This is a genomic window from Rhizobacter sp., from assembly GCF_032229685.1.
GTDB lineage: Bacteria > Pseudomonadota > Gammaproteobacteria > Burkholderiales > Burkholderiaceae_C > LMDS01.
In genome coordinates this window covers 38,048-54,946 of the sequence record NZ_JAVTWP010000032.1, presented here as the reverse complement: position 1 = coordinate 54,946, position 16,899 = coordinate 38,048, and the positions used below count along the sequence as shown (strand labels likewise).

Genomic DNA, 16,899 nt, shown 5'->3' with positions numbered 1-16,899 from the left:
GTCACCACGCGGGGGCCAGCTCGGCAAAGCCGGCGGGCGCCCGGGCGGCGTCGTCGAAGGTGACGAACTCGTAGCTGCTGCGGTCGGCGAACACGGCTCGCAGCAGCTTGTTGTTGAGCGCGTGGCCCGACTTGAAGCCGCTGTACGCGGCGAGCAGCGGGTGGCCGGCGACATGCATGTCGCCGATGGCGTCGAGGATCTTGTGCTTCACGAACTCGTCGTCGTAGCGCAAGCCTTCGTTGTTGAGCACCTTGTAATCGTCGACCACGATCGCATTGTCCATGCTGCCGCCCAGGCTGCGGCCGCGCGAGCGCATCGTCTCCACGTCCTTCGTGAAGCCGAAGGTGCGGGCGCGCGCGATCTGCTGCTTGTACTGGCCCGAGCCCATGTCGAACACGACACGCTGGCCGGTCTGGTTGACGGCCGGGTGGTCGAACGCGATCTCGAAGGTCAGCGTGTAGCCGTTGAGCGGGTCGAGCCGCGCCCAGATCGCCGAAGCGCCTTCGCCGTGGCGCACTTCCACGGGCTTCAGGATGCGCAGAAAGCGCTTGGGCGCGTCCTGCAATTCGATGCCGGCGCTCTGCAGCAGGAACACGAACGAGGCCGCCGAGCCGTCGAGGATCGGCACTTCTTCGGCCGTGATGTCGACCACCAGGTTGTCGAGCCCCAAGCCCGCGCACGCCGACAGCAGGTGTTCGATCGTGTTGACCTTGGGGGCGCCGGTGTCGCCACCGGGCGAGATGGTGGTGGCCATGCGGGTGTCGCAGACCGCGTCGACATTAACCGGAATGTTCACCGGCACCGGCAGATCGACGCGCCGGAACACGATGCCGGTGTCGACCGGCGCGGGCCGCAACACGAGCTCGACCCGCTGCCCGCCGTGCAAGCCCACGCCGACGGCCCGGGTCATCGACTTGAGCGTGCGTTGTTGCAACATGCCGGGGATTTTAGGAGGCTTCTGCCCCGCCTCGACCAGCGCGGGACTTTCAGCCTCCACCCTTTCCCTGCGCCGGCGCGCCAGGAAAGGGCGTGTGGCCAGCATCAGTCGGCTTGTTTGCGCAGGAAGGCCGGGATCTCGATCTCGTCCATGCCGTTGCTCGCCAGCGCATCGACCTTGGCCGCCGCAGTGCGGCCGTTGCGCCACACGCTCGGCGTGGTCAGCGAGCTGTAGTCGTGCGGTGCGCTGGTGCTGCTGGTCTGCGCCGGCTGCGTCAGCGCGTTGTGCAGGATCGGCAGGTCGTTGGTGCCGGTCATCTTGGCCGGCATGCTGTGCACCACGGTCATCGGCGCCTGCTGCTGGCGGCGCTGCGGGCTCAGGCCGGTGGCGATCACGGTCACGCGCAACTGGTCGCCCAGGCTTTCGTCGTACGCGGTGCCGTAGATCACGTGCGCGTCGTCGGCAGCGTAGCGGCGGATCGTGTTCATCGCGTTGCGGCTTTCGGCCAGCTTGAAGGTGTTGCGGTTGGCCGCGATCAACACCAGCACGCCACGCGCGCCCGACAGGTCGATGCCTTCGAGCAGCGGGCAGGCCACGGCCGCGTCGGCGGCCTTGGTGGCGCGGTCGGGGCCGCTCGCGATCGCGGTGCCCATCATCGCCTTGCCCGGCTCGCTCATCACCGTCTTCACGTCTTCGAAGTCGACGTTCACCAGGCCCGGCATGTGGATGATGTCGCTGATGCCACCGACCGCGTTCTTCAGCACGTCATTCGCGTGCGCGAAGGCCTGGTCCTGCGTGATGTCGTCACCCAGCACGTCGAGCAGCTTGTCGTTCAGGATCACGATCAGTGAATCGACATTGGCCTCCAGCTCGGCCAGGCCGGCGTCGGCCGACTTCATGCGGCGGTTGCCTTCGAACTCGAACGGCTTGGTGACCACGCCCACGGTCAGGATGCCCATTTCCTTGGCCACGCGGGCGATCACCGGCGCGGCGCCGGTGCCGGTGCCACCGCCCATGCCGGCGGTGATGAACAGCATGTGCGAGCCGTCGATCGCCTGGCGGATGCGGTCGACCGCCTCTTCGGCCGCGGCCTTGCCGGCTTCGGGTTTGGCGCCCGCGCCCAGGCCGGTGGTGCCGAGCTGGATCAGGTTGTGCGCCGCCGAGCGGTTGAGGGCCTGCGCGTCGGTGTTGGCGCAGACGAACTCCACGCCTTGCACGCCCTGCGCGATCATGTGTTCGACCGCGTTGCCGCCGCCACCGCCCACGCCGATCACCTTGATCTGCGTACCCATGCTGAACTCTTCGATCATTTCGATGGCCATGTGATTCTCCAAAAAACCTTCAATGCAGTTGCCGTTGTGTCGACGGGCCGCGAGCCCGCCTTGCTTGTTTCACTTGCTCTGTTCGCCACGGTCGCCCGGCGGTGCCGGGGTCCGAGGTCGCTGGTGTCGCCGGGACGGTGGGTCCAGCCCGTGACCGGGGTGGTCGAGCTGGCGTGAGTGCAGGTTGTTTTTCATGCTCGCCCCCGTGTCAGAAGTTGCCCAGGAACCAGTCCCTGGCGCGCCCGAAAAGTGTTTTCACCGAACCCGCCTGCTGCGCCGCGCGCTGCCCGCGCGAGCGTGCGATGCGGGCTTCTTCGAGCAGGCCCATCACCGTGGCCGAGCGCGGGTTGCCCACCATGTCGTGCAGCGCACCGTGATACGTCGGTATGCCCTTGCGCACGGGTTTGAGGAAGATGTCTTCGCCGAGCTCGACCATGCCCGGCATCACCGCCGCCCCGCCGGTGATGACGACGCCGCTGGAAAGCAGCTCTTCGTAGCCGCTCTCGCGGATCACCTGGTGCACGAGCGAGTAGATCTCTTCGATGCGCGGCTCGATCACGCCGGCCAGCGCCTGGCGGCTCAGCATGCGCGGCGCGCGGTCGCCCAGGCCGGGCACTTCGAGCTGCTCGCTCGGGTCGGCGAGCAGTTGTTTGGCTACGCCGTACTCGATCTTGATCTCTTCGGCGTCTTTCGTCGGCGTGCGCAGCGCCATCGCGATGTCGCTCGTGATCAGGTCGCCGGCGATCGGGATCACGGCCGTGTGGCGGATCGCTCCGTCGGTGAAGATCGCCACGTCGGTGGTGCCGGCGCCGATGTCGACCAGCGCCACGCCCAGGTCCTTCTCGTCGTCGGTCAGCACCGAATGGCTCGACGCGCTCGGGTTCAGCACCAGCTGGTCGACCTCGAGCCCGCAACGCCGCACGCACTTCACGATGTTCTCGGCCGCGCTCTGCGCGCCGGTGACGATGTGCACTTTCACTTCGAGTCGGCCGCCACTCATGCCGATCGGCTCTTTCACTTCATGCCCGTCGATCACGAATTCCTGCGGCTCGACCAGCAGCAGGCGCTGGTCGTTCGGGATGTTGATCGCCTTGGCGGTCTCGACCACACGCGCCACGTCGACTGGCGTCACTTCCTTGTCGCGCACGATCACCATGCCGGTCGAGTTCTGGCCGCGGATGTGGCTGCCGGTGATGCCGGTGTAGACGCGCGTGATCTTGCAGTCGGCCATCATCTCGGCCTCTTTGAGCGCCTGCTGGATCGACTGCACCGTGGCGTCGATGTTCACGACCACACCGCGCTTCAGGCCGTGCGCCGGCGCGCTGCCCAGGCCGGCGATGCGCAACTCGCCACCGGGCAGCACTTCGGCCACCACGACCATCACCTTGGCGGTGCCGATGTCGAGGCCGACGACGAGGTCCTTGTATTCCTTGGGCATGTTTGTTTTCCTATTTCCTGGCCGGTTTGCCGCTCGGATCGACCGCGGTCGAGATGCCCTTGAGCCGAACGGCATAGCCTTCGTTGTGCCGCAGGTCGGCGTACTGCAGCGGCCGCTGGTAGCGCGACGTGACCTGCGTCAGCGTGCCCACAAAACGCTCGGTGCGCGCCACCACCTCGTCGTCGCTGCCGCGGCCGAGTTCGACTTCGGCGCCCGAGTCGAGCTCGGCGCGCCACGAACCGCGGCCCGAGAGCTCGAGTGCGTCGATGCGCGTTTCCATCGGCGCGAACACCGGCTCGAGGCGGCGCAGCATCGTGAGCATCTGCGCCGCAGCCGCTTCAGGCCCGCGCAGTGTCGGCAGCGCTTCGTCTTCGACATCACCGAGGTTGGCCTCGAACACCTCGCCGAAGCTGTTGACGAGCTTGTCGGCGGCGTCGCCGCTGCCTTCCCAGAGCGCAGCCGCACGGTGCTCTTCGAGCAATACCCGCAGCCGGTTCGGCCACACGCGCTGCACGACGGCCTGGCGCACCCAGGGCACCGCTTCGAAAGCGCGCCGCCCGACCGCCAGGTCGAGCGTGAAGAAGTTGCCCACCAGCCGCGGCGCCGCGTTGGCGCGGATCGTCAGCGCGCTGTTGTGCGCCAGATCACCTTCGACGCGGATGCCCTGCACTGCGAACAGCGGCTGGCGCATCGCCCACATCAGCAGCACCACCACGATCGCGCTCACGCCGATGGCCGCCAGCAAGCCGGCGGTCAGATTCATCAGCCGGATGTCGGCCGGGAGCTCGGGGGTGCGTGCGGTCTTCGCCATGGTCTCAGGCAGCGCCCGCCTGTGTCGCGTCGAGCGCCGCACCGGCAACGATCTGCACGCACAAGGCCTCGTAGCTCAGGCCCGCGGCCTTGGCCGACATCGGCACCAGCGAATGCGTCGTCATGCCCGGCGAGGTGTTCATCTCGAGCAGAAAAGCCTTGCGGTCGCTGCGCCGGATCATCAGGTCGGCCCGGCCCCAGCCGCGGCAGCCGAGGGTGCGGTAGGCCTGCACGACGATGCGCTGGATCTCTTCTTCTTCGGCCGCCGGCAGGCCACTTGGGCACTGGTACTTCACGTCGTCGGTGAAGTACTTGTTCTGGTAGTCGTAAGCACCTTCGGGCGCCATGATCCTGATGACCGGCAGCGCGCGCGCCGAGCTGCCCTGTCCGAGCACCGGGCAGGTCACTTCGTCGCCTTCGATGAACTCTTCGCACAGCACGTCGGCGTCGTACTTCGCAGCCAGTTCGACTGCGCCCTGCATCTGCGAATAACCCGCCACCTTGCTGATGCCGATCGACGAACCCTCGCGCGGCGGCTTCACGATCAGCGGCAGGCCGAGTTCGTCGGGCACGGTGCGGATGCGCTCGCGCGAGCGTTGTTCGGGCGCCAGCCACACGTAGCGCGGCGTCGGCAGGCCTTCGGCGAGCCAGACGCGCTTGGTCATCACCTTGTCCATCGCGATGGCAGACGCCATCACGCCCGAGCCGGTGTACGGCATGCCCAGCAGTTCGAGCGCACCCTGCACGCTGCCGTCTTCGCCGTGGCGGCCGTGCAGCGCGATGAAACAGCGTGCGAAGCCTTCGCGCTTCAACTCGACCAGCTCGCGCTCGGCCGGGTCGAAGGCATGCGCGTCGACGCCTTGCGACTGCAACGCGGCCAGCACACCCGTCCCCGACATCAAGGAGATCTGGCGCTCGGCCGAAGTGCCACCCATCAGCACCGCCACCTTGCCGAGGGCTTTCACGTCGATGCTCATGCCGCTGCCCCTTTCGCGCTCAACATCTCGCTCACCAGCCCCGGCACGTTGCCGATCGAGCCCGCGCCCATAGCGATCACCACGTCGCCGCCGCGTGCCTGTTCGACGATGGTCTTGGGCATGTCGGCAATCTCGTCGACGAACACCGGGTCGACCTTGCCGGCCACTCGCAGCGCGCGTGCCAGTGCTCGCCCGTCGGCCGCGACGATCGGTGTTTCGCCGGCGGCATAGACCTCGGCGAGCAGCACCAGGTCGGCGGTGCCGATGACCTTCACGAAGTCTTCGAAACAGTCGCGGGTGCGCGTGAAGCGGTGCGGCTGGAACGCGAGCACGAGGCGGCGCCCCGGGAACGCGCCGCGCGCGGCGGCCAGGGTGGCCGCCATCTCGACCGGGTGGTGGCCGTAGTCGTCGATCAAGGTGAAGCTGCCGCCGCCGTTCGCTTCGCTGACCGGCTGCTCGCCGTAGCGCTGGAAACGCCGGCCCACGCCGTTGAACTCGGCCAGCCCCTTGACCACCGGCGCGTCGGGCAGTTCGAGTTCGGTCGCCACCGCAATGGCCGCCAGCGCGTTCAGCACGTTGTGGTCGCCCGGCAGGTTCAGGCTCACGCGCAGGTCGGGCATCTGCACGCCGTTGCGGCGCTGCACCGTGAACTGCATGGTGCCGGCGTCGGCCACCACGTTCACCGCGCGCACCATCGCGTCTTCGCCGAAGCCATAGGTGACGACCGGGCGCGAGATCATCGGCATGATCGAGCGCACGCCCGGGTCGTCGCTGCACAGGATGGCCGCGCCGTAGAACGGCATGCGGTGGATGAATTCGACGAAGGCCGACTTCAACTTGGCGAAATCGTGGCCGTAGGTGTCCATGTGGTCGGCGTCGATGTTCGTGACGACGGCCATCACCGGCAGCAGGTTCAGGAACGACGCGTCCGACTCGTCTGCCTCGACCACGATGTAGTCGCCCGAACCGAGCCGCGAGTTGGCACCGGCCGCGTTGAGCCGCCCGCCGATCACGAAGGTCGGGTCGACGCCGGCTTCGGCCAGCACGCTGGTGACCAGCGATGTCGTCGTCGTCTTGCCGTGCGTGCCGGCGATCGCGATGCCCGACTTCAGGCGCATCAGTTCGGCCAGCATCACCGCGCGCGGCACCAAGGGCACACGTTTGGCGCGGGCGGCGATCACCTCGGGGTTGTCGGCGCGCACGGCGGTCGACGTGACCACCGCTTCGGCGCCCGCGATGTTGCCGGCGTCGTGACCGATGTTGACGCGAATACCGAGCGACGCGAGGCGGCGTGTCGTGCTGCTGTCGCTCTGGTCGGAACCCGAAACGGCATACCCGAGGTTGTGCAGGATCTCGGCGATGCCGCTCATGCCGGCGCCGCCGACGCCCACAAAATGAATGTGCTTGACGGCGTGTTTCATGTGAGCGCCAACCCTTCGATCTGATCGGCCACGCGCGCTGCGGCCTTCGGCTTGGCGAGCGTGCGTGCCTTGGTGGCCATGGTCAGCAGCGCGTCGCGCTTCAGCCCCGCCAACAGGTCGGCCAGCTTGCGCGGCGTGAGCTCGGTCTGCGGCAGGTGGATGCCGGCGCCTTTGCCGGCCAGCCAGGTCGCGTTGTCGCGCTGGTGCGCGGTGGTGCTCACGACCAGCGGTACCAGCACCGCCGGCACGCCGGCCGCGCACAGCTCGCTAACCGTCACCGCGCCGGCGCGGCAGACGATCACGTCGCACTCGGCCAGACGCGAGGCCATGTCGTCGATGAAGGGCAGCACCTGGGCCGCCACGTTGGCCCGCGCATAGGCCGCCTGCACGCCGGCGTGGTTGGCCTCGCCGGTCTGGTGCGTGACACGCGGGCGCTGCGCTTCACCGAGCAGCGCCAGCGCTTGTGGCACGCATTCGTTCAGCACCCGCGCGCCGAGGCTGCCGCCGACCACGAGCAGGCGCAACGGCCCGCTGCGGCCGGCAAACCGGTCTGCAGGTTCGGGCAGGTTTTCGATCTCGGCGCGCACCGGGTTGCCCGTGACGATCGCGTCTTTGGTCCAGCGTGCCGCTTCACCGTCGAAGCCGAAGGCCACCCGCTCGGCGAAAGGAAGCAGCGCGCGGTTGCTCATCAGCAGCGACGCGTCGGCGTTGACGAGCACCAGCGGCTTGCGCAGCAGGGCCGCCATCAGCCCGCCGGGGAAACACACGTAGCCACCCATGCCGAGCACGGCGGTGGCGTGGCGCTTGCGCAGGATCTGCAGGCAAGTCCAGAACGAACCGAGCAGGCGCAGGCCGCCAGTCAGCGTCTGCATCAAGCCCTTGCCGCGCAGGCCGTTGAAGCCGATCGTGTCGAGGTCGATGCCGGTCGGCGGCACGAGGCGGTTTTCCATGCCGGTGGTCGTGCCGAGCCAGCTCACGCTCCAGCCGCGCGACTGCATTTCGCGTGCGACGGCGAGGCCGGGGATCACATGGCCGCCCGTGCCGGCCGCCATCACAACGAGGTGGTTGGCGCTCATGCGCGGCCCCCTCGCATCATCTGGCGATTCTCGATATCGATCCGCAGCACGATCGCCAGCGCGATCATGTTCATCACGATCGCCGAGCCGCCGTAACTCATCAGCGGCAGGGTCAGCCCCTTGGTCGGCAGCACGCCGAGGTTCACGCCCATGTTGATGAAGGCCTGCCCGCCCATCCACAAGCCGATGCCCTGTGCGAACAGGCCGGCGAACACGCGGTCGAGCGCGATCGCCTGGCGGCCGATGTGGAACAGGCGCCGGGCGAGCCAGAAGAAGGCGACGATCACGCAGGCCACACCGATGAAACCGAGCTCTTCGCCGATCACCGCGAGCAGGAAGTCGGTGTGCGCCTCGGGCAGGTAGTGCAGCTTCTCGACGCTGCCGCCCAGGCCCTGGCCGAAGACTTCGCCGCGCCCGAAGGCGATCAGCGAGTGCGTGAGCTGATAACCCTTTCCTTGAGCGTACAAAGGGTCCCAGGGTTTCAGGAACGCGAGGATGCGCTCGGCACGCCACGGGCTGCTGACGATCATCAACACGAACGCGCCGACCAGCACCGCGATGCTCAGGAAGAACATGCGGCCGTTCACGCCGCCCAGGAACAGGATGCCCATCGCGATCACTGCGATCACCATGAAAGCGCCCATGTCGGGCTCGGCCAGCAGCAGCATGCCGATCACGCCGAGTGCGATGGCCATCGGCGCTACCGCGCGCACGAACTTTTCCTTGATGTCCATCTTGCGCACCATGTAGTTGGCGGCGTACATCGCGATCGCGAGCTTGGCGAATTCCGAAGGCTGGAAGCTGAACGGCCCGACGGGGATCCAGCGGTGCGCGCCGTTCACGCCCTTGCCGATGAACGGCACGAGCACCAGCACCAGCAGCAACAACGACGCGACGAAGACCCAGGGCGAGGCTTTCTCCCACACGCTGACCGGCACCTGCACCGCCACCAGCGCCGCCACGAGGGAGACCACGACGAAGAGGATCTGCCGCGTCATGAAGTAGGTGGGTGCGTAGCGCGCGAACTTCGGGTTGTCGGGCAGGGCCACGCTCGCGCTGTAGACCATCACCACACCGAGCGCGAGCAGCGCGATCACGACGCACACGAGCGCCTGGTCGAAGCCGGCCAGGCGCGTCGGCCGGCCACCCTTGCCGATGTCGATCCAGTCGCGCACGGGGATCGAGCTCTTGGTGTCGGGCTTGCCCTTGGCTCTGCCGGTTGTCTTGTCGGTGTCACCACGCTTGGGCATGAACGCGGTGAGGCGTTCGCGCCATGCGGCGAACCCGAAGCCGGCCGCAGCCCGAGCAGAGCTCATGCCAGCACCCCCCCGCTGTCGGCCACGATCGCCTGCACTTCGGCCACGAACACTTCGGCCCGGTGCGCGTAGTTGCGGAACATGTCGAGACTCGCGCACGCCGGGCTCAGCAACACCGCGTCGCCGCTGTGAGCACGCTCGAACGACCAGCGCGTCGCAGCCTGCAGGGTCTCGAAGCGCTGCAGCGGCACACCGGTCGTGGCAAGCGCCGCTTCGATCCCTGCCGCGTCGCGGCCGATCGTGGCCACCGCCCGCGCATGGCGGCGCACCGGCTCGGCCAGCGGCGAAAAGTCCTGGCCTTTGCCGTCGCCGCCGAGGATCACGACGAGCTTCGCCGGCGCCTTGTCGTCGCCCAGGCCGTTCAGCGCAGCCACCGTGGCGCCCACATTCGTGCCCTTGCTGTCGTCGAAGGCGTCGACGCCGTTGAAGGTGGCGATGTACTGCACGCGGTGCGGCTCGCCGGCGTATTCGCGCAGGCCGTGCAGCATCGGCGCCAGCGGGCAACCGACCGCGCTGGCGAGCGCGAGCGCGGCCAGTGCGTTGGCGGCGTTGTGGCGGCCGCGCACGCGCAGGGCATCGGCCGGCATCAGGCGCTGGATGTGCAATTCCTCGGCGTCCCGGTCGCCGCCCTTGCCACGCTTGATCGTTTCGTCGGCTTCGAGTGCACGCACCAGCCAGGCCATGCCGTTTTCGTCGACGAGCCCGTAGTCGCCCGGGCGCTGCGGGCGCCCCAGGCCGAAGCGCACGACATCACGCTCGACAGCACGTGCCGGCCGGCCGCGTGCGCCCTTCACCATCACCGGCGCGGGCACGAGCTTTTCGACGGCCGCGTCGTCGCGGTTGATCACCATCACCGCGTTCTGGCCGAAGACACGCGCCTTGGCAGCGCTGTAGTTCGCCATCGAACCGTGCCAGTCGAGGTGGTCTTGCGTGATGTTCAGCACCGTCGCCGCGCTGGGCTCGAAGCCCTTGGCCTCGTCGAGCTGGAAACTGGAGAGTTCGAGCACCCAGACTTCCGGCAGGTGCTCGAACACCGGCTCGGCCGGCGGAGGCGGCGCCAGCACGATCGGCACGGGCGTGTCGTCGTCGGCATCGATCACCGCGGCAGCCGGCGCGGCTGCTTCTTCATCGGCCGGCACGGCCGCATCGTCGGTCTCGCTCGAAGGCGTCACCAGTTCGGCCGCGGGCGGCGCCATGACGAGCGGTTCGAGCTCGAGCGCGTCGGCCAGCGTCTGCAACATGGTCGGCCCGATGTTGCCGGCCACCGCCACACGCTTGCCGGCGCGCGCGATCAGCATCGCGGCCATTGCTGTCGTGGTGGTCTTGCCGTTCGTGCCGGTGATCGCGATCACCTTGGGGGCGTAACCCCGTTCGGCTTTCAGGTCGGCCAAGGCGTGCGCGAACAGGTCGAGCTCGCCCTGCACAAGCACACCGGTGTCGGCAGCGAGGGTCAGCGGCGCCTTGATGCGCTCGTCGAGGGGCGACAGGCCGGGGCTCTTCAACACCAGCTTCACGCCGGCGAAGTCTTCGTCGGTGAGCGGCCCGTGCAGCAACACCGCCGAAGGCACGTGTTCGGCCAGGGCCGCCGCGTTGGGCGCCACCTCGCGCGAGTCCCAGACCCGCAGGTTCGCACCGAAGCGCGCGCACCAGCGCGCCATGGCCAGGCCCGATTCGCCCAGGCCGAGCACAAGAACCGTGGTGTCCTTCAAGTAGTCCATCAGCGCAGCTTCAGACTCGCGAGACCGACCAAGCACAGCAGCATGGTGACGATCCAGAAACGCACGACGACCTGGGTTTCCTTCCACCCCGACTTCTCGAAGTGGTGGTGCAGTGGCGCCATCTTGAAGATGCGTCGGCCGGTGCCGAAGCGCTTCTTCGTGAACTTGAACCAGGTGACCTGCAGCATCACCGAGAGCGCTTCGGCCACGAACACGCCACCCATGATGCCGAGCACGATCTCCTGGCGCGTGATGACGGCGATGGTGCCGAGCGCACCGCCGAGCGAGAGCGCGCCCACGTCGCCCATGAAGACCTGCGCCGGGTGCGTGTTGAACCACAGGAAGGCCAGGCCCGCCCCGGCCATGGCAGCGCAGAAGATCAGCAGCTCGCCGGTGCCCGGGATGTAGGGGAACAGCAGGTACTTGCTGTAGACCGAGCTGCCGGTCACGTAGGCGAAGACACCGAGCGCGGAGCCGACCATCACGACCGGCATGATCGCCAGGCCATCGAGCCCGTCGGTCAGGTTCACCGCATTGCTGGCGCCCACGATCACGAAGTAGGTGAGCGCAATGAAGCCGAACACGCCGAGCGGGTAGCTGATGGTCTTGAAGAAGGGCACGATCAGGTCGGCCTTGGGTGGCAGGTCGTTCGAGAAGCCGCTCTGCACCCAGCGCAGGAACAGTTCGAGCACCCGCAGGTTCGAGGTTTCCGACACGCTGAACGCGAGGTAGAGCGCCGCCACGAGGCCGATCACCGACTGCCAGAAGTACTTCTCGCCCGAGGCCATGCCTTCGGGGTTCTTCTGCACCACCTTGCGCCAGTCGTCGACCCAGCCGATGGCCCCGAAACCCAGCGTCACGACCAGGACGATCCAGACGAAGCGGTTGCTCCAGTCGAACCACAGCAGCGTCGACACCGCGATGCCGATCAGGATCAGCACGCCGCCCATCGTGGGCGTGCCGCTCTTGACCATGTGCGTCTCCACGCCGTAGTCGCGGATCGGCTGGCCGATCTTCAGTTCGGCCAGGCGCTTGATCACCCAGGGCCCGAAGGCCAGGCCGATCAGCATGGCCGTCATCGCGGCCATCACGGCGCGAAACGTGAGGTACTGGAAGACACGGAAGACGCCGAACTCCGGCGACAGCGTCTGCAACCAGTTCGCCAGGCTAAGCAGCATGCGGCGCTCCCGCGGTGTTCATCAATGCCGACACGACCTGCTCCATGCGCATGAAGCGCGAACCTTTCACCACCACCGAACGGCACTCGGGCGCCTGCGCCAGCGCCCCGATCAACGACGGCACGGCGTCGAAGTGGCGCGCGCCTGCGAAAGCCTTTGCGCTGTGCGCGCTCATGCTGCCCGCGACCCACAAGGCCTCGATGCCACGCGCTTTCGCGTAGGCGCCGACTTCGGTGTGGAAGGCCGGCCCCTGGTCGCCCACTTCGCCCATGTCGCCGAGCACCAGCCAGCGCGGGCCGGGCATCACCGCGAGCACGTCGATGGCGGCGCGCACCGAGTCGGGGTTGGCGTTGTAGGTGTCGTCGATCAGGGTCACGCTGTGGCCTTGGTTGATGAACGACTTGACCTGCGAGCGGCCCTTCACCGGCTCGAAGGCTTCGAGCCCGCGGCCGATAGCGTCGAGCGGGCAGCCGGCGGCGAGCGCGCACGCCGCCGCGGCGAGCGCGTTCTTCACGTTGTGCCAGCCGGCCACGTGCAACTGCAAGGCGAGCGCACCGGCCGGCGTTTTCAGCATCACGGCCCAGTGCGGTGCGGGTGCGTCGCCATTCCATTCGGCGTGGCAGGTCACGTCGGCCTCGCCTTGCAGTGCGAAGGTCAATGTCGGGCGGGTACCGGCCAGCGCGTGCCAGAGCGCGGCGTGGGTTTCGTCGGCAGGGAAGACAGCCACGCCAGTGGGGCCCAGCGCTTCGATGACCGCGCCGTTTTCGCGCGCCACCGCTTCCACGCTGGCCATGAATTCCTGGTGTTCGCGCTGCGCGTTGTTGACGAGCGCGACCGTGGGCGCGGCAATGGCGGCGAGTTCGGCGATCTCGCCCGGGTGGTTCATGCCGAGTTCGACCACGCCGGCACGATGCCAGGTCTGCTCGTCCTGGCGCAGGCCGAGCAGCGTGAGCGGCACACCGATGTGGTTGTTGAAGTTGCCCGCGGTCGCGAACGCCGCGTCGCCGAGCCAGGTGCGCAGGATCGTCGCGATCATCTGCGTGACCGTGGTCTTGCCGTTGCTGCCGGTCACCGCGATCAGCGGCAGTTGCATGCGCTGGCGCCAGGCGCTGGCGAGCGCGGTGAGCGCGGCTTGGGTATCGGCGACCTGCAGGCCCGGCATGCCGGCTTGCGCCAAACCGCGCTCGGCCAGCGCCGCCACCGCGCCACTGGCTTTGGCCTGAGGCAGAAAGTCGTGCGCGTCGAAACGTTCGCCTTTCAGCGCCACGAACAGGTCACCGGCGCGCAGGCTGCGCGTGTCGCTGTGCACGCGCAGCACTTCGATCGCAGCGTCACCGACGAGCGTGGCAGCAGGCAACAGCGCGTGGGCTTGCGCCAGCGTCATCATGCTGGCGCTCCCCGCAAGGCGAGGCCGGCAGACGCTTCGGCCACATCGGAGAACGGCAGCTTCACGCCGCGAATCTCCTGATAGTCCTCGTGGCCCTTGCCGGCGATCAGGATCACGTCTTGCGCATCGGCCTCGCGCAGCGCGTAGCGGATCGCGGCGCGGCGCTCTTCGACCACCGTCACGCGTTCCTGGTTGCCGGCCAGGCCCGCCACGATCTGCAGCGTGATGAAGGCCGGCGCTTCGTTGCGCGGGTTGTCGCTGGTGATCACCACGCGCCCGGCCAGGCGCTGCGCCAGCGCACCCATCAGCGGGCGCTTGCCGGCGTCGCGGTTGCCACCGCAACCGAACACGCACCAAAGCTGGCCACCGCGTTGCGTGGCAAAAGGTTGCAGCGCGAGCAGCGCCTTTTCGAGCGCGTCGGGTGTGTGGGCGTAGTCGACCACGACCTCCGGGCCCGACGAGGTGTCGGCGATGACCCGCTGCATGCGGCCGGGCACGGGTGTGAGCGTGGTGCAGGCCCGCGCGGCGTCGGCCAGCGTCACACCTGAAGCGCGCAGCCCGCCGATCACGGCCAGCAGGTTCGAGACGTTGTAGTCGCCGATCAGGCGCGTGGCCACCGCCACCTGGGCGGCACCTTCGTGCAGCACGAAGCCCAGGCCACCGTCGACGTACTCCACATCGGTGGCGCGCAAGCGCGCCGCCTGCACGGTTGAGTACGTCCACACGTCGATCGCCGAGGCGTCGAGCGTGGGCACCAGCGTGGCGCCTTGCACGTCGTCGATGTTCAGCACCGCGGCCTTCAGGCCGGGCCACGCGAACACCGCCGCCTTGGCCCGCCAGTACGCGTCCATCGAGCCGTGGTAGTCGAGATGATCGAGCGTGAAGTTGGTGAACAGCGCCACGTCGATGTGCGTGCCGGCCAGGCGGTGCTCGGCCACGCCGATCGACGAAGCCTCGATCGCGCAGGCCTCGAAGCCGGCGTCGACAAAACGTTTGAAGCTCATCTGCAGCGTCACCGGGTCGGGTGTCGTCAGGCCGGTGAATTCGATCTCTGCGTTCTTGCCCGGCGACGGCGGTTCGCCGACACCGAGTGTGCCCACCACGCCGCAGCGTCGGCCGAGTGCCGACATCGCTTGCGCGACCCACCACGCGGTGGACGTCTTGCCGTTGGTGCCGGTGACGGCGATCACGCGCAGCTGCTCGCTCGGCGAGCCCATGAAGCCGCTGGCGAGCGCGCCGGTGCTGGCCTTCAGGCCGTGCATCGCGGCCACCTCGGCGCGCTCGTCGATTGCGAACACTTCAGCGCCTTCGGCTTCGACGAGGCAGGCGCTCGCGCCCGCAGCCAGCGCGTTCGAGACGAACTGGCGGCCGTCGACCGCGTAGCCCGGCCACGCGATGAACGCGTGCCCCGGCTGCACACGCCGGCTGTCGGTCGTGAGCGCGCGCACGCCACGCTGCGCGAACCAGCCGAGCGCGGCGTCTACAGAAGCGAGCGGGCGCAGGGCCATCAGAAGCTCTCCTCTTCCGCCGGCACTTCGTGCGTGATGATCTGGGTCTTCACTTCCATGTCGGGCTGCACGCCGAGGTTGCGCAGCGTCTGCTGCACCACCTGGCTGAAGACCGGCGCCGCCACGTCGCCGCCGAACCACTTGCCGGCGTTCGGCTCGTCGACCATCACCGCGACGATGATGCGCGGGTTGACGATCGGCGCCATGCCCACGAACCACGAGCGGTACTTCTTGGTGGCGTAGCCCTTGCCTTCCTGCTTGTAGGCCGTGCCCGACTTGCCGCCCACCGTGTAGCCCATGGCCTGCGCTTTCGGGCCGGTGCCACCGGGGCCGGCAGCCATCTGCAGCATCTGGCGCACAGCCTGTGCGGTCTTCGCCGAGAACACGCGCTGGCCGACGACCGGCGCGTCGGGCGTGCCAGGCAAGCGGCCGAGCGTGACCGGGATCACCTCACCGTCGTGCGCGAACGCGGTGTAGGCGTGCGCGATCTGCAGCAGCGAGGCCGACAGGCCATAGCCGTAGCTCATCGTCGCCTGCTCGATCGGGCGCCAGGTCTTGTAGGGGCGCAGCCGCCCGGTCACGGCGCCAGGGAAGCCGATCTGCGGTTTCTGCCCGAAGCCGACCTGCGCGTACAGCTCCCACATCTCGCGCGGCGGGAACTGCATCGCCATCTTCACGACGCCGACGTTGCTCGACTTCTGGATCACCTGCGCCACCGTGAGGTCGCCGTGCGGGTGAGCGTCGGTGATGGTCGAGCCGGTGATGGTCATGCGGCCCGGCGCCGTCGGGATCACGGTGTTCGGCGTGACGCGGCCGGTTTCCATCGCCCACGCGGCGATGAAGGGTTTCATCGTCGAGCCAGGCTCGAAGGTGTCGGTCACGGCGCGGTTGCGCAGCTGCGCGCCGGTCAGGTTGCGGCGGTCGGCGGGCGAATAACTCGGGAAGTTGGCCAGCGCCAGCAGCTCGCCGCTCTGCGCGTCGAGCACCACCACGCTGCCGGCCTTGGCCTTGTGCTCGGCCACCGCGTCGCGGATGCGCTGGTAGGCGAAGAACTGCACTTTCGAGTCGATCGACAGCGTGATGTCGCGCCCGTCGACCGGCGCCACGCTGTCGCCGATGTCTTCGACCACGCGGCCGAGCCGGTCCTTGATGACGCGGCGCGAGCCGTCGCGGCCGGCCAGGTCCTTTTCGAACGCGAGTTCGATGCCTTCCTGGCCCTTGTCTTCCACGTTGGTGAAGCCGACCACGTGCGTGGCCGCTTCGCCTTCGGGGTACTTGCGCTTGTACTCGCGCAGCTGGTGGATGCCCTTCAGGTTGAGCGCCAGCACGTCCTTGGCGACCTGGTCGTCGGCCAGGCGCTTGAGCCACACGAAGTTGGGGTTGTCGTCGAGCCGGCCTTCGAGCTCCTGCGGCGTCATGCCGAGCAGCTTGGCGAGTTGGCGGCGCTCGGCCTTGTCGGCGCTGAAGTCTTTCGGGATCGCCCAGAGCGAAGAGGCCGGCACGCTCGAGGCGAGGATCTGGCCGTTGCGGTCGAGGATGCGGCCGCGGCTCGCCGGCAGCGTGAGCGAACGCGCGTAGCGGATCTCGCCCTGCTTGAGGAAGAACTCGGTGCCGATGATCTGCACGTAGACCGCGCGGCCGAGCAGGATGCAGAAGCTCAGGCCCACCAGCGCGACCAGGAACTTCGAACGCCACGGTGGCGTTTTCGACGCGAGCAAGGGGCTGGTCGAGTAGTTGACGCTCCGCGCACTGGGCGTGGCGCCGGAGCGCGCTCCGGTCTTCCTGGCGCTGCCGGGGGTTTTCATGCCGAA

General features: G+C 68.2%; 13 protein-coding genes. All 13 read right to left on the bottom strand.

Annotated elements, in window-relative coordinates; translation table 11 throughout:
- Position 1: 1 nt before the first annotated feature.
- Positions 2-937, bottom strand: coding sequence for a UDP-3-O-acyl-N-acetylglucosamine deacetylase (lpxC, locus tag AC30PD_RS14685; protein WP_489536396.1), 936 nt, complete (start codon positions 935-937; stop codon positions 2-4).
- 104 nt (positions 938-1,041) lie between these two features.
- The gene (gene ftsZ, locus AC30PD_RS14680; RefSeq protein ID WP_489536395.1) at positions 1,042-2,259 is read right to left on the bottom strand and encodes a cell division protein FtsZ; all 1,218 of its coding nucleotides are present in this window, start codon (positions 2,257-2,259) and stop codon (positions 1,042-1,044) included.
- Positions 2,260-2,467: 208 nt separating this feature from the next.
- Positions 2,468-3,697: a cell division protein FtsA gene (ftsA, locus tag AC30PD_RS14675; RefSeq protein WP_489536394.1), complete on the bottom strand. Its 1,230-nt coding sequence runs from the start codon at positions 3,695-3,697 to the stop codon at positions 2,468-2,470.
- Between the two features lie 10 nt (positions 3,698-3,707).
- The gene (locus AC30PD_RS14670; protein WP_489536393.1) at positions 3,708-4,508 is read right to left on the bottom strand and encodes a cell division protein FtsQ/DivIB; all 801 of its coding nucleotides are present in this window, start codon (positions 4,506-4,508) and stop codon (positions 3,708-3,710) included.
- A 4-nt stretch (positions 4,509-4,512) separates the two neighbouring features.
- The gene (locus AC30PD_RS14665) at positions 4,513-5,484 is read right to left on the bottom strand and encodes a D-alanine--D-alanine ligase (protein WP_489536392.1); all 972 of its coding nucleotides are present in this window, start codon (positions 5,482-5,484) and stop codon (positions 4,513-4,515) included.
- Positions 5,481-6,905, bottom strand: a complete 1,425-nt coding sequence (gene murC / locus AC30PD_RS14660) for a UDP-N-acetylmuramate--L-alanine ligase (RefSeq protein ID WP_489536391.1) — start codon at positions 6,903-6,905, stop codon at positions 5,481-5,483. Before murC ends, AC30PD_RS14665 begins: the two co-directional genes overlap by 4 nt.
- Positions 6,902-7,981 (bottom strand): undecaprenyldiphospho-muramoylpentapeptide beta-N-acetylglucosaminyltransferase, encoded by a 1,080-nt coding sequence (gene murG, locus AC30PD_RS14655; RefSeq protein WP_489536390.1) that lies wholly within the window; start codon positions 7,979-7,981, stop codon positions 6,902-6,904. The genes murC and murG overlap by 4 nt, the downstream gene beginning before the upstream one ends.
- On the bottom strand, positions 7,978-9,297 hold the full coding sequence (gene ftsW, locus AC30PD_RS14650; RefSeq protein ID WP_489536389.1) for a putative lipid II flippase FtsW: 1,320 nt from the start codon (positions 9,295-9,297) through the stop codon (positions 7,978-7,980). Before ftsW ends, murG begins: the two co-directional genes overlap by 4 nt.
- Positions 9,294-11,015, bottom strand: coding sequence for a UDP-N-acetylmuramoyl-L-alanine--D-glutamate ligase (gene murD, locus AC30PD_RS14645; protein ID WP_489536388.1), 1,722 nt, complete (start codon positions 11,013-11,015; stop codon positions 9,294-9,296). The genes ftsW and murD overlap by 4 nt, the downstream gene beginning before the upstream one ends.
- Positions 11,015-12,193 carry a phospho-N-acetylmuramoyl-pentapeptide-transferase gene (gene mraY, locus AC30PD_RS14640; RefSeq protein WP_489536387.1) on the bottom strand — a complete coding sequence of 393 codons (1,179 nt, stop codon included), beginning with the start codon at positions 12,191-12,193 and terminating at the stop codon, positions 11,015-11,017. Before mraY ends, murD begins: the two co-directional genes overlap by 1 nt.
- The gene (locus AC30PD_RS14635) at positions 12,183-13,580 is read right to left on the bottom strand and encodes a UDP-N-acetylmuramoyl-tripeptide--D-alanyl-D-alanine ligase (protein ID WP_489536386.1); all 1,398 of its coding nucleotides are present in this window, start codon (positions 13,578-13,580) and stop codon (positions 12,183-12,185) included. Before AC30PD_RS14635 ends, mraY begins: the two co-directional genes overlap by 11 nt.
- Entirely contained in the window at positions 13,577-15,088 is a 1,512-nt protein-coding gene (locus AC30PD_RS14630) for a UDP-N-acetylmuramoyl-L-alanyl-D-glutamate--2,6-diaminopimelate ligase (RefSeq protein WP_489536385.1), read from the bottom strand. Before AC30PD_RS14630 ends, AC30PD_RS14635 begins: the two co-directional genes overlap by 4 nt.
- The gene (locus AC30PD_RS14625; protein ID WP_489536542.1) at positions 15,088-16,893 is read right to left on the bottom strand and encodes a peptidoglycan D,D-transpeptidase FtsI family protein; all 1,806 of its coding nucleotides are present in this window, start codon (positions 16,891-16,893) and stop codon (positions 15,088-15,090) included. Before AC30PD_RS14625 ends, AC30PD_RS14630 begins: the two co-directional genes overlap by 1 nt.
- Positions 16,894-16,899: the final 6 nt, after the last annotated feature.

Bases quoted from the DNA above. Each gene is read 5' to 3' on its own strand.
- lpxC (WP_489536396.1), bottom strand. From the start codon at position 937: ATGTTGCAACAACGCACGCTCAAGTCGATGACCCGGGCCGTCGGCGTG.
- ftsZ (WP_489536395.1), bottom strand. From the start codon at position 2,259: ATGGCCATCGAAATGATCGAAGAGTTCAGCATGGGTACGCAGATCAAG.
- ftsA (WP_489536394.1), bottom strand. From the start codon at position 3,697: ATGCCCAAGGAATACAAGGACCTCGTCGTCGGCCTCGACATCGGCACC.
- AC30PD_RS14670 (WP_489536393.1), bottom strand. From the start codon at position 4,508: ATGGCGAAGACCGCACGCACCCCCGAGCTCCCGGCCGACATCCGGCTG.
- AC30PD_RS14665 (WP_489536392.1), bottom strand. From the start codon at position 5,484: ATGAGCATCGACGTGAAAGCCCTCGGCAAGGTGGCGGTGCTGATGGGT.
- murC (WP_489536391.1), bottom strand. From the start codon at position 6,905: ATGAAACACGCCGTCAAGCACATTCATTTTGTGGGCGTCGGCGGCGCC.
- murG (WP_489536390.1), bottom strand. From the start codon at position 7,981: ATGAGCGCCAACCACCTCGTTGTGATGGCGGCCGGCACGGGCGGCCAT.
- ftsW (WP_489536389.1), bottom strand. From the start codon at position 9,297: ATGAGCTCTGCTCGGGCTGCGGCCGGCTTCGGGTTCGCCGCATGGCGC.
- murD (WP_489536388.1), bottom strand. From the start codon at position 11,015: ATGGACTACTTGAAGGACACCACGGTTCTTGTGCTCGGCCTGGGCGAA.
- mraY (WP_489536387.1), bottom strand. From the start codon at position 12,193: ATGCTGCTTAGCCTGGCGAACTGGTTGCAGACGCTGTCGCCGGAGTTC.
- AC30PD_RS14635 (WP_489536386.1), bottom strand. From the start codon at position 13,580: ATGATGACGCTGGCGCAAGCCCACGCGCTGTTGCCTGCTGCCACGCTC.
- AC30PD_RS14630 (WP_489536385.1), bottom strand. From the start codon at position 15,088: ATGGCCCTGCGCCCGCTCGCTTCTGTAGACGCCGCGCTCGGCTGGTTC.
- AC30PD_RS14625 (WP_489536542.1), bottom strand. From the start codon at position 16,893: ATGAAAACCCCCGGCAGCGCCAGGAAGACCGGAGCGCGCTCCGGCGCC.